Origin of the sequence: Candidatus Ponderosibacter sp. Uisw_141_02, assembly GCF_048087665.1 — a bacterium.
In the GTDB taxonomy this organism is placed as follows: Bacteria; Pseudomonadota; Alphaproteobacteria; order Puniceispirillales; family Puniceispirillaceae; genus UBA3439.
In genome coordinates, this window is sequence record NZ_CP159807.1 from 525195 (window position 1) to 537726 (window position 12532).

Sequence of the window (12532 nt, forward strand, 5' to 3'; positions counted from 1 at the left end):
ATTTACGCGAGCCGCGAAGCGGCGTTACCCAATAGTATTACCGTAGGTTAACGGTTAACGCTTAATATCTGCAAGATAATCCTGCAAGGTGCGAACACCAAGCTGTCCTTGACGAAGGGCGCGAATGGCTTCAGCCGCGGCGCGGCTTCCGGAAGCCGTTGTGTAATAGGGGATTTTATTGGTGAGGGCATTTTGCCGAAGCGAGAAAGAATCCTTGATCGCCCCAGCACCCTTGGCTGTGTTGAAAACAAGCTGAATTTCGCCAGACAGCATCGCATCAACAGCATGCGGCCTACCTTCCATCACCTTATTGATCCGTGTTGCCGGAACCCCTGTCGCGTTCAAAGCATCGGTAGTACCGCCGGTTGCCAGAATCTTAAAGCCGTCTTCGACAAGGTTTTGGCAAATTTCGACAAAGGCTTGTTTGTCTTCATCCTTGACCGAAATAAAGACAGTGCCTGATAGCGGCAAATCAACACCGGCCCCTTGCTGACTTTTGGCAAATGCCGCGCCAAAGCTGCGGTCAATGCCCATGACCTCGCCCGTTGATTTCATTTCAGGGCCAAGGAACACATCAACACCGGGGAAGCGGGCAAATGGGAAAACCGCTTCTTTCACCGCGACATGCGGCAAATCAAGATCCTTGAGATTAAAGCTTGCTAGCTTTTCACCAGCCATCACGCGTGAGGCGATTTTGGCAAGCGGAACGCCGGTGGTTTTCGCCACAAACGGCACCGTGCGGCTGCCGCGCGGATTCACCTCAAGAAGATAGATTTTATCTTCGCGGATGGCGAATTGGATATTCATCAAACCGACAACATTCAAGGCAAAGGCAAGCTCGGAGGTTTGGCGGCGGATTTCAGCAAGAATTTCGTCAGACAAATGCTGTGGCGGTAACGAACAGGCCGAATCGCCAGAATGAATACCCGCTTCTTCGATATGTTCCATGATGCCGCCGATATAGACATCAGTGCCGTCGCATAACGCATCAACATCAACTTCGATGGCATTATTGAGAAAACTGTCAATCAATACAGGGTTGGTTCCCGATACAACAACGGCATCACGCATATAGCGTTCAAGATCGGTGATCTGGTGAACGACTTCCATTGCCCGCCCACCAAGAACATAGGATGGCCGTATGACAACCGGCAAGCCGATACGGTCAACAATTGCGCGGGCTTCTTCAGCCGAATGGGCGATGCCATTTTCGGGCTGCAACAGGTCCAGCTTTTGTATGAGTTTCTGAAAACGTTCACGGTCTTCGGCAAGGTCGATTGCATCCGGGCTGGTGCCAAGGATGGGGATGCCTTCGACTTCCAAGGCGGCGGCGATTTTCAGCGGGGTTTGGCCACCAAGCTGAACGATAACGCCGCGCAAATCGCCCTTTTCGGCCTCGCGTTTGATAACCGAAATCACATCTTCGTCTGTCAAAGGCTCAAAATACAGCCGGTCGGACGTGTCATAATCGGTTGACACCGTTTCCGGGTTACAATTGATCATGATGGTTTCATAGCCCGCCTCCGACAGCGCATAGCAAGCATGAACACAGCAATAGTCAAATTCGATTCCCTGACCAATGCGGTTTGGCCCGCCGCCAAGGATGACAATTTTTTTCCGGTCACTTGGATCAGACTCACATTCGGCCTGACCGGTGACTTCATAGGTTGAATACATATAGGCGGTATCAGATGCAAATTCGGCAGCGCAAGTATCAATCCGCTTATAGACAGGTTTGACCCCTAGGGTTACGCGCATCGCCCGAACGGTGGCATCATCAAGATTGGCAAGCTCGGCAAGGCGGTTGTCGGCAAAGCCAAGTGATTTCAGATGGCGAAGCGATACCGCATCATCTGGCAAGCCATTATCGATAACGGCGTTTTCAGCCTCAATAATGGCCGCAATCCGTTCCAGAAACCAGATATCCCAGCTTGTTGCGCTATGCACTTCGGCAATTGACATACCGCTTCGCAATGCCATCGCAATGCGTAAAATCCGGTTTGGAACCAGCTCGCCAAGCCAGCCGCGAAGCGGGTCTTCGCCAAGCGCGCTATCAGGTGCAGGCATATCGACATTGTTCAAACCAGTCAGGCCAATTTCCATCGAGCGAAGCGCCTTTTGCAGGCTTTCTTCAAATGACCGGCCAACCGCCATGGCCTCGCCAACCGATTTCATCGAGGTCGAAAGATTCTGATCGGCACCGGCAAATTTTTCAAAGGTAAAGCGCGGAATTTTGGTCACAACATAATCAATGGTTGGCTCAAAACTGGCTGGGGTGACGCCGGTAATGTCATTGACCAGCTCGTCAAGCCGATATCCCACCGCCAATTTGGCAGCGACTTTGGCAATCGGAAAACCGGTTGCTTTTGATGCAAGCGCTGATGAGCGGCTGACGCGCGGGTTCATCTCGATCACAATGACACGGCCGGTGTTTGGGCAAACGGCAAATTGCACATTTGACCCGCCAGTATCGACGCCAATTTCACGAAGCACCGCCAATGAAGCATCACGAAGCACCTGATATTCCTTGTCGGTCAGGGTCAGCGCGGGGGCAACCGTAACCGAATCGCCAGTATGGACACCCATCGGATCAATATTTTCGATTGAACAGATGATGATGCAATTATCGGTCGTGTCGCGCACAACCTCCATCTCAAATTCTTTCCAGCCAAGAAGCGACTCTTCAATCAGCACTTCTGACACTGGTGACAGGCGAAGACCATTGCCAACGATGGTTTCAAATTCGGCGCGGTTATAAGCAACACCGCCACCTTCACCACCAAGGGTGAAAGATGGGCGAATAATCGCTGGCAAACCAACCTTATCAAGGGCAGCCAGTGCATCGGCAAAATTATTGACCGTGCTGGCGCGGGCGCATTCAAGCTCAATCCGTTCCATCGCCAGACGAAATAATTCTCGGTCTTCGGCCATTTCTATTGAGGCAGTTCGTGCGCCAATCATTTCAACGCCGTATTTTTCCAAAGTGCCATCATTGTAAAGCGAAAGCGCGGTATTCAGCGCGGTTTGACCACCCATTGTCGGCAATAATGCGTCGGGGCGCTCGGCTTCGATGATTTTGGCAACGATGCCCGGGGTGATTGGCTCGATATAGGTGGCGTCGGCCATGTCTGGATCAGTCATGATCGTTGCTGGATTGGAATTGACCAGAATGATGCGATAGCCATCGGCCTTCAATGCCTTACAGGCCTGTGCGCCAGAATAGTCAAATTCGCAGGCCTGCCCAATAATAATGGGGCCGGCGCCGATAATGAGAATAGATTTGATATCGTTGCGGCGCGGCATATCTTAAGCTCTCGTTTTTTCCATCAGGTCGGTAAATCGTTCAAATAGATACCGCGAATCATGTGGTCCGGGTGATGATTCGGGGTGATATTGAACACAAAAGGCAGGTTTGCTGGTATGGCGCAGCCCTTCGACCGATTTATCGAACAGCGAAATATGCGACACTTCCAATTCGGCAGGCAGGCTGTCCGGATCGACCACAAACCCATGATTCTGACTGGTGATCTCGATCTTGCCAGTGGCAAGGTCTTTGACCGGATGATTAGCGCCGCGATGACCGCGGTCCATTTTGTGGGTTTTGGCACCAAGCGCCAGGGCCATAAGCTGATGACCGATGCAAATGCCAAAAACCGGCATATTTTGATCAATCAGCTTTGCAATTTGTGGGCCAGCATAAGCGGCGGTTGCAGCTGGATCACCCGGGCCATTTGATAAAAACACCCCGTCTGGCTGCAAAGCCATGATTTCGTCAGCTGTGGCGTTAGCTGGCACAACATGAACTGCACAGCCGGCGTCTTCAAGACTGCGCAAAATATTGTGTTTGCAGCCAAAATCCATAGCCACAACTTTATATTTGGATGGCGTTTCAAGATGGGCTGATTTGTCCATCTGCCAGCTTCCCTGATGCCAATCGTGTGGATTGTCGCAGGTAACATCAACCGCAAGATCCATATTTTTCAGACCAGGCCATGCGGCAGCCTGTGCCTTTAGCGCGTCAATATCAATATTGCCATCAGGCGCACAACACAAAGCGCCGCGTGGTGCGCCAAGATCGCGGATGCGGCGGGTTAGCGCGCGCGTGTCAATGCCGCTAATCCCAGGCAGATTATGTGTTTTCAGCCAGCTATCAAGATCGCTTGTTGCCCGCCAGCTTGCCGGATTGGTGACGGCTTGACGAACGATCAATCCCAAGGCGGCCGGTGTAATGGTCTCGAAATCCTGATCATTGGCGCCAACATTGCCAATATGCGGAAAGGTGAAGGTGATGATCTGTCCGGCATAGGAAGGATCGGTTAGAATTTCTTGATAGCCAGTCATTGATGTGTTGAAACATATTTCGCCAACATTGCTGGTGGCGGCACCGAATCCATAGCCGGTGAAGACAGATCCATCTTCAAGAATGAGGGCTGCTGTCGGATTATCCCGATTGGCGCGAAGCGCAGCAAAATACTGGCCAGACTTGATTTTCTGCCCCATTTGATCCCATATCCTGTTATAAGAAACCCGTTAGCAAACAAATGTTTGCCAAACGGCTGTTGTCTTACCCGAGCGGACGCCATTGGTCAAGCCAAAGCAGGAGGGCTTGCGGCATTTGGTTTAGTCGCGTAAAACCGCGTCGTTTGGTCGGGGCGACACCTTGATTGGTTTCATAAAGGATTACATTCTCATGCGCGAAAATATTGCAGCAGCAATGAAGCAGGCATTAAAGGATAAGGATCAGGCAGCACTAGGCACGATGCGGCTTATCATGGCTGCCCTGAAAGATCGTGACATCGCGGCAAGAGGCAATGGTAATCCTGATGGCATCAGCGATGATGATATCCTTGGCCTGTTACAGACTATGATAAAGCAACGCACCGAATCAGCAAAAATGTATAATGATGGTGGGCGTCCCGAACTGGCCGCCGCTGAAGAAGCCGAAATTGCCATCATCAAAGAATTTTTGCCAGCCCAGCTAAGTGATGATGAAATGAGTGTGGCAATTGCCGCTGCCATTGAACAGACAGGCGCAGCATCGGTCAAGGATATGGGACAGGTCATGGGCTTTTTGAAAAGCAATTACGCTGGCCAGATGGATTTTTCGGCGGCCAGTCAGGCGGTCAAGACAGCTCTGATGGGAAACGGCTGATTGGTCTTTTGATCATGCCGAAGATTCTCGTTATTCGTTGCGGTATTCGTCACAGTTTTGCGGCATGCTGATTAGACGCGCCTGACGTTATATTAATTGGCCTTGCCCAAATTTGGTGGTTTTGATGCCCACGTTTATGATATCGGTACCCCATGGTTGCTGGCGAGCAGTGACCCCATCACTAAATGCCCTTTTGCTGACCAACCAAGCGGAGCTTTGAATTATGGCGGTGCCGCCCGAATTTATCGAAGATCTTCGTCAACGCGTGCCGCTGTCTGATGTTGTTGGACGGCGGGTGAAGCTGATCCGCAAAGGCCGCCGTCATAGTGGTCTATGCCCGTTCCATGCCGAAAAAACCCCGTCTTTTTCAGTTGTTGACGATGATGGTTTCTATCATTGTTTTGGGTGTGGCGTTCATGGCGATGCGATTTCGTTTCTTCGTGAAATGGACGGTTTGGAATTTATGGAAGCGGTTGAACGTCTTGCCGAAATGGCTGGATTGGCCGTGCCGCGCACAGTGCCACAAGATCCGGCCGCATCACGTCAGCGCAAGGCCGCGCTCGATATTCTGGAAGAAACGACCTTGTTTTTCGAAGACGCATTGCGGCGTGATGATGGCCGCGATGCAACCCGCTATTTAAAGCAGCGTGGGCTTGATTCGGCGATTGTGAAAACCTACCGGATTGGCTATTCGCCGCGAATGGGGCTGCGTGCCGCATTAAAGGATAAGGGCTTTTCCGATGAGGATATGCTTGTCGCCGGTGTCATCCGCAAATCGGATCGCGATGGCAGTCTTTATGATTATTTTCGTGATCGCGTCATGTTTCCGATCGAAAACAGACAAGGCAAGGTGATTGCCTTTGGCGCGCGGGCGCTTGGTGATGCCCAACCAAAATATCTGAATTCGGGCGAGGGGCCGACATTTTCCAAAAAAGCCGTCCTATATGGCTGGGTTCAAGCGCGCGAAGGGCTTCGCCGGAATCTGCCGCTTGTAGTTGCTGAAGGTTATATGGATGTGATTGCCATTCATCACAGTGGCGCTGCCGCGGCAGTGGCCCCGCTTGGCACCGCCTTGACGCCCGAACAGATTGCGCTGTTATGGAAATTGCATGATGAACCGGTTTTGTGTTTTGACGGTGATGCTGCCGGACAGCGGGCGCAAACGCGGGCGCTTGAACGGATTTTACCGCTTCTCGAGCCTGGACGATCGGCGCGGCTGGCGGTGCTTCCTGAAGGCAAAGACCCTGACGATCTGATTGCGGCAAGCGGGCCTGAGGGGTTTCGCAAAGTGATTGACACGGCGCGGTCACTTGTTGATATTTTGTGGGAACAGAGTCAGGCCAAATTTGATATTCGCCAGCCCGAGGCGCGGGCGCAATTCTGGCAGGTGGTTCGCGGCCATGTTCGCAGCATTGGCAATAATCACGTGCGAAGTGCCTATGGTGATGAAATTGAAAGCCGAATCGCCGCAATGCGTAATCAAATCCGCGGCATATCTTCAATGGTGGCGCCGCGGCGTGCGTCTCGGCCACAAACAGGGCTGATTAATCGACATCGTGCGGTTGTGGCGCTGTTATTGGCGCATCCATCCTTGGTTTCTGCCAATTTTGAGGCTTTGTCGATGCTCGATTCGGGGGATCAATCACTCGAAAGGCTGAAAAAAGCACTTATTGACGCGGTAATCCGCGATCCAGACCTTGACGCAGCAGCGATAAACTATCATCTACAAGGATCGAATTCAGGTGATGTATTGGCGGCAGTGACGGGGGATGATATGAAAGCCAGACTGCCATTTGACCCGCACCAATTGTCAAATGACAAAGCTGCGATACATTTAGATGAATTACTTCAACTTGTCGGCGGTAAGTCCGGATTGTTTTCGCAGGCCGGCACCCCAAAAAAATAGATAATACCGGGCCTTTGCCCACAGGCTCTGCTAAAATGGCAGGCAAATGACATTTGATGCAACAACACTGGATCAAGCGCATCTGGTTGCTTGCACAGCCGGACAGGAACATGAGCAACAAAATGGCCAGTAAAGCAAAAAAACAAGCCGAACCTGATCAGAACACCCCAGAGGCAGCCGAAGCGGCCAGCCTCGACGCAGCCCAGCAAACCATCAAAACTTTGATGAAGCTTGGCAAGGAACGCGGCTTTGTTACGCATGACGAGCTGAACGCGGCGCTTCCTGCCGAAGATTATACATCCGAACAGATTGATGATGTGATGTCATCTTTAAGCGAGATGGGCGTGTCGGTCGTTGACAGCGCCGAAAGCGATAGTGATGACGAAGGCGCCGAAGAAGGCCGCGCCGCCGGCAATCTGTCGGATAGTGATGTTTCGGGCACCGATGATCCGGTGCGGATGTATCTTCGCGAAATGGGCAGTGTCGAGCTGTTGTCGCGCGAGGGCGAAATCGCCATTGCCAAACGGATTGAAGCTGGCCGCGAAATGATGATTGGTGGCATTTGTGAATCGCCATTGACCATTCGCGCCTTGATGCATTGGCGTGACCAGATTGCCGATGGCGTTGTTCCGCTTCGTGATATTATCGATCTTGAAGCCACCTACGCCAAAATCAATGGCAACCCGCTGATCGACCAAAATACCGTCAACCCGCTTGGCGATGACATTCCGGATGATGATCTCGAGGATGATGAAGACGAAGAAGAAGAAATTGAAGATGAAGAAGACGAAGATGAGGATGATGAAAGCGGGGATAGCGACACCGACACATCAACCCGTGACTCGCATAATGATAATGATGAAAATGATGATCTGAACCTATCGCTTGCCGCGCTGGAAGATGCCGTTCGTGATGATGTGATGGCGCTTCTTGACGAAGTTGGCACAACCTATAAGGCCTTTGTCAAAAGTCAGGATCGCCGCCTTGCCCGCATGGCCAAAGAACAACCGCTTGTCGCAAAAAGCGAAACAACGCATTTCGAGATTAAGGTCAAGCTGTGTGAATTGATGGAAGGGGTGATTTTCAACCCGAACCGGATTGAAGCCTTGAGCGAGCAGGTCTTTACCTTGAACCGGCATGTTACCCAAATCGAAGGTCGCCTGATGCGCCTTGCCACCGATAATGGCGTGACCCGCGTTCAGATGATTGACGCATGGAATGGCCGTGAGGTTTGTGAAGATTGGCCCGGCAATGGCTATAACACTAAGGCTTGGAAAAAGCTGTTGGCCAATAGTGCGGATGAAATTGCCGAACTGCGCGACAAGATCAAGCTTGTCGTCGATGATATTGGTCTGTCGGTTCCCGAATTCCGTGAAGTGATCCAAACCATCCAGCGTGGCCAGCGCGAGGCAGCGCGTGCCAAACGCGAAATGGTCGAAGCCAATTTGCGGCTGGTGATTTCGATTGCCAAGAAATACACCAATCGCGGCCTGCAATTCCTCGATCTTATTCAAGAGGGCAATATCGGCCTGATGAAGGCGGTTGATAAATTTGAATATCGGCGCGGCTATAAATTTTCGACCTATGCAACATGGTGGATTAGACAGGCCATCACGCGCTCGATTGCCGACCAGGCGCGCACGATCCGGATTCCGGTTCATATGATCGAAACAATCAATAAGCTGGTTCGCACTTCGCGCCAGATGCTGCATGAAATTGGCCGCGAGCCAACACCTGAAGAGCTTGCCGAAAAACTGTCAATGCCGATTGATAAAGTGCGCAAGGTTTTGAAGATTGCCAAAGAGCCAATCAGCCTTGAAACTCCAATTGGCGATGAAGAAGACAGCCATCTTGGTGATTTCATCGAAGATAAAAATGCCGTTCAGCCGCTTGACGCCGCCATCCATGCCAATTTGCGCGAAACCACAACGCGGGTTCTGGCCAGTCTGACCGCGCGTGAAGAACGCGTCTTGCGCATGCGGTTTGGCATTGGCATGAATACTGATCACACGCTTGAAGAAGTGGGCCAGCAATTTAGCGTGACACGCGAACGTATCCGGCAAATCGAGGCCAAGGCGCTTCGCAAGCTAAAGCATCCGTCACGGTCGCGTAAATTGCGTAGCTTTCTCGAAAGCTAGGGTGATGCGGCATGCCCTGATGGGGCGCGCGTTGAAAATATCTGTTGCGGGAAAGGGGGCTGGCGCTTGCGCTTGTCATTAACCCGCCAAAGGGTGGGGCCTGTAGTTCAATTGGTTAGAACCCACGGCTCATAACCGTGTTGTTGCAGGTTCGAGTCCTGCCGGGCCCACCAACCCTTGCTTTTTGTATCGTCTGTCGCGATGGTTGCGTGGCCATACCCGTTCATGCAGATGAAGCAACTTCAAATACTAGCCCGTCCGCCATCCATCCTGGAAACTCATCTCCATCTCGACGTGGTCTGCCTGCACCAGATACGATATGATATCCGTTGCCAGATGCCAGCCAGCGATCAGTGAGTGGCACCAGCTGCCCTGACATGATCGCATCGGCTGCCGAAATATCACTCACCAGTGCCACGCCCTGACTGTCAATTGCAGCGCCAATCTGCCGGATATCGCGCATTTTTTTGGCCGCTGATACCCGCCGGATTTGTCAGCCCCCTAATTTCATGAATCATATCGCCTGACTTCCGGTGCCCATGCCACCAAATAAACCATCATTTTGTTTAAAAGCTTAATGTAATTAATCTGTTCCTTATGTTCTATGCACCGGTCTTTCTGGCGCATGGCAAAGGAGGCTTTATGACAAAGATAAAAAACCGCCAAATGATTACAAGGCCGGTGATGTTGGCGCGCCGCGGCTTATGGCTTTTATCGCTGTTGCTGTTGCTGCCATTTTCGGTTGTGCTAGCTGCGGCCAATACGGTTTCGATGGTTTGCAATGGCCTTTTTGATGTTGAACGGATGCGCGGTGAAATCACCGAAACCGAACAATTTGACGGCTCGGTCTATGTAACGGTTGAACTTGATGGCGGGGATGTATCGCGCGTGCAGATGGTGCTGATTGAACGAAACCGCCGCATGTCATCATTGGATTTTATTAAAAATATTTCACAGCCAGCCAATGGTGATTTGATTGATTTTACCACAAGCCAAGATCATTTATGGATTAGTAAAGTTTCGCAATCAGGCCCGATGGTTTTTGCCGTTAATGGCGATGATCCCTATGTTGAAACGCCAACCAATGAACATGAAATGAATATTCGGCTAAACCGCGTTTCGGGTCGTGTTCAGGTTGATTGGCATTGGCATGAGGTGCGCGATTATTTGCCGCTTGGTGCCATTCGAAGCATCAAGAAACGCTATAGCGATCATAAATTATTCACCGCTGATTGTGATGTGATGCGCCAGCGTTTGTTTTAGCGGGCAAGGGGACCTTACGTTGCGCGGCCTTCGGCAGTGGCGTAGATAAGCGCCTCGATAAACAAATCCTTATTCGATGATAAAGGCACCAGCTTTATATCTTCTTCAAGATGAAGGTCAATTTTGGTGGCACCGGCGCTTTTGGCGCGTGCTTCGGCAAGCTGTTTGGCCGCAATCCGTGCGGCGGCAAGCGCGTCGTCAAGGCTGGATTTATCAATCGGGCCATCAGCAAGATGAATGCGGAATTTTGTTTCAGCAGGCTGGGTAATCGACACCATCACCCGCTGGCGAACCGATCCGGCCGCCGCGCCAACCGCGCCAGCAACATCGGCATGATCAGGAACCGTCAGCGCAACCCTCACCATGTTGGCGATTGGCGGGTAATGGGTGGCGGCCGATGCGCCAAGCGCAATGAGGTCGGTATTTAATTTTACCCCAACCGAGACAAGCTGGTCGTTGCTGGCCGGTGTTTTGCGAAATGATTGTGCCAGCAGCGGGTTGCTGGAAACTGCCGCTTCGTCGCCGCCTTCATGCGCCAAGGCCGCATCCATCAAGGCCAAAACCGATCGCCGGTGCAATTCGTCAAGCGTCATTTCGGCAAGATTGAGCGGCGTTGCCGCAATTGCAATGCCGGCACCATTGCGCTGGCGAGCCATTAATTTTGCGCCAAGCTTGGCGGCCTCATCGTCAAATTCGGTAAAGGCACCGGTGACATGCGCCGCATCGGTCGGGGTAAAGCTGGACAGGCCAAGAAGCCCGCGGCTGATCAACCGGTCAACCGCGCCAAGCGCCAATTGCGTTGCCGCCAATTCAGCAACTGGTGCGGGGCCAGCGGCAATGGCCTTTTCGGCAAGCCTGATTTCCGACCGCGTAAGCCATTGCGGAACGCCATCAGGCATGATTGGAAAGACGAACCGCGCATCTGTTGCCATTGGCACAGCCAGATCGAGCTGGCGCGAAAGATGGTCTTTTAATGTTGGCCAGCGCAGCGCCAGCAAAGACAGTGGCGTTGCCCGTCTTGGGCCAAGGCTAAGCCCGCCCGTTCTGCCACGCAAGATTGGCGTGACCTCGCTGTCGCCGCCAAGCCCGCAGGTTCGTATCTCGGCCGCCTCGACCATTGTTTGCCAGCCGCCAACAAAGGCCCCGTCTTTTTTCAAACGCGGCGTGCCATTATGCAAAAAGGCAATATCGGTTGTGGTGCCGCCAATATCAGCAATCAAGGCTGATTTGGCACCAGCTAGAAACGCCGCGCCGGAAAGGCTGGCGGCCGGACCCGACAAAACGGTTTCAACCGGGCGCGACAGGGCAAAATCAGCATGAAGCAGCGAGCCATCACCCTTGACCACCATCAACGGGCAGGTCAGGCCTTGTTGTGACATAATGTTTTGCGTGGCGGTAATCAGCCGTTCCAGAAGATTGATTAGGCGGGCGTTTAACACCGCGGTCAGGGCGCGTCGTGGCCCGCCAAGCGATGACGATAATTCATGGCTGCAAGTGATGGGAAGGCCGGTAATTTCGCGAAGCAAATCGCGGGTTTCGGTTTCATGAAGCGGGTTTCGTGTGGCAAAATGACCAGCAACCGCAAAGGCTGAGACTTCGGATTTCAGCTTGATTGCAGCAGCATCTAGCGCGGCAATGTCTAATGGTGCCTGAATACCGCCATCGGGGCGATGACCGCCATTGATGAAATAGACCGGATCCTGTCCAAGCGCGCGCGCCAGATCGGCACGTTCAAGCGCGGCCTCGTCAAATCCGATCAAAAACAGGCCAACGCGCCCACCAACACCCTCGACAACAGCGTTGGTGGCAAGCGTTGTCGACAGCGACACCATCTTGATATCATCCGGTGTGCCGTCGAAATCGGCAAGAATTTTGGCAATGGCACCGCCAAGACCAACCGACAAATCATCGCGTGTGGTCAGCGCCTTGCCAGTTGCCAAGACAATACCGCGATCGACATCAAGAAGCGCCGCATCAGTGTAGGTGCCGCCAGTATCAAGGCCGATTACAAGTGACATGCGATTATTCCTTTTGGTTTGGTGCCAGATCGCAAATTACGCCGATCACCCAAAA

The 12532-nt window shown here is 52.3% G+C and carries 8 protein-coding genes and 1 tRNA gene; 5 read left to right on the plus strand and 4 right to left on the minus strand.

Going from position 1 to position 12532, the window contains the following annotated elements:
* Positions 1-54: 54 nt before the first annotated feature.
* Entirely contained in the window at positions 55-3303 is a 3249-nt protein-coding gene (carB, locus tag ABXT40_RS02640) for a carbamoyl-phosphate synthase large subunit (protein WP_443646291.1), read from the minus strand.
* A 3-nt stretch (positions 3304-3306) separates the two neighbouring features.
* Positions 3307-4500 (minus strand): glutamine-hydrolyzing carbamoyl-phosphate synthase small subunit, encoded by a 1194-nt coding sequence (gene carA / locus ABXT40_RS02645; RefSeq protein WP_443646292.1) that lies wholly within the window; start codon positions 4498-4500, stop codon positions 3307-3309.
* A gap of 190 nt (positions 4501-4690) precedes the next feature.
* On the opposite strand from carA, the gene ABXT40_RS02650 reads away from it, so the two are divergent.
* The 4 genes from ABXT40_RS02650 to ABXT40_RS02665 all read left to right on the plus strand — a co-directional run bounded on the left by ABXT40_RS02650 (position 4691) and on the right by ABXT40_RS02665 (position 9369).
* Entirely contained in the window at positions 4691-5152 is a 462-nt protein-coding gene (locus tag ABXT40_RS02650) for a GatB/YqeY domain-containing protein (RefSeq protein WP_443646293.1), read from the plus strand.
* Between the two features lie 223 nt (positions 5153-5375).
* Positions 5376-7058 (plus strand): DNA primase, encoded by a 1683-nt coding sequence (gene dnaG / locus ABXT40_RS02655; protein WP_443646294.1) that lies wholly within the window; start codon positions 5376-5378, stop codon positions 7056-7058.
* A 122-nt stretch (positions 7059-7180) separates the two neighbouring features.
* On the plus strand, positions 7181-9196 hold the full coding sequence (rpoD, locus tag ABXT40_RS02660) for an RNA polymerase sigma factor RpoD (protein ID WP_443646950.1): 2016 nt from the start codon (positions 7181-7183) through the stop codon (positions 9194-9196).
* 96 nt (positions 9197-9292) lie between these two features.
* Positions 9293-9369: transfer RNA gene (locus ABXT40_RS02665), tRNA-Ile, on the plus strand.
* 50 nt (positions 9370-9419) lie between these two features.
* On the opposite strand, the gene ABXT40_RS02670 is transcribed toward ABXT40_RS02665, so the two are convergent.
* Positions 9420-9659: a hypothetical protein gene (locus tag ABXT40_RS02670; protein ID WP_443646295.1), complete on the minus strand. Its 240-nt coding sequence runs from the start codon at positions 9657-9659 to the stop codon at positions 9420-9422.
* Positions 9660-9838: 179 nt separating this feature from the next.
* On the opposite strand from ABXT40_RS02670, the gene ABXT40_RS02675 reads away from it, so the two are divergent.
* Complete coding sequence (locus tag ABXT40_RS02675) at positions 9839-10459, plus strand: hypothetical protein (RefSeq protein ID WP_443646296.1); 621 nt, start codon at positions 9839-9841, stop codon at positions 10457-10459.
* A gap of 14 nt (positions 10460-10473) precedes the next feature.
* On the opposite strand, the gene ABXT40_RS02680 is transcribed toward ABXT40_RS02675, so the two are convergent.
* Positions 10474-12477 carry a hydantoinase/oxoprolinase N-terminal domain-containing protein gene (locus ABXT40_RS02680; RefSeq protein WP_443646297.1) on the minus strand — a complete coding sequence of 668 codons (2004 nt, stop codon included), beginning with the start codon at positions 12475-12477 and terminating at the stop codon, positions 10474-10476.
* Positions 12478-12532 lie beyond the last annotated feature (55 nt).

Coding starts and splice junctions, on each gene's coding strand:
- carB (WP_443646291.1), bottom strand. CDS start 3,303: ATGCCGCGCCGCAACGATATCAAATCTATTCTCATTATCGGCGCCGGC.
- carA (WP_443646292.1), bottom strand. CDS start 4,500: ATGGGGCAGAAAATCAAGTCTGGCCAGTATTTTGCTGCGCTTCGCGCC.
- ABXT40_RS02650 (WP_443646293.1), top strand. CDS start 4,691: ATGCGCGAAAATATTGCAGCAGCAATGAAGCAGGCATTAAAGGATAAG.
- dnaG (WP_443646294.1), top strand. CDS start 5,376: ATGGCGGTGCCGCCCGAATTTATCGAAGATCTTCGTCAACGCGTGCCG.
- rpoD (WP_443646950.1), top strand. CDS start 7,181: ATGGCCAGTAAAGCAAAAAAACAAGCCGAACCTGATCAGAACACCCCA.
- ABXT40_RS02670 (WP_443646295.1), bottom strand. CDS start 9,659: ATGCGCGATATCCGGCAGATTGGCGCTGCAATTGACAGTCAGGGCGTG.
- ABXT40_RS02675 (WP_443646296.1), top strand. CDS start 9,839: ATGACAAAGATAAAAAACCGCCAAATGATTACAAGGCCGGTGATGTTG.
- ABXT40_RS02680 (WP_443646297.1), bottom strand. CDS start 12,477: ATGTCACTTGTAATCGGCCTTGATACTGGCGGCACCTACACTGATGCG.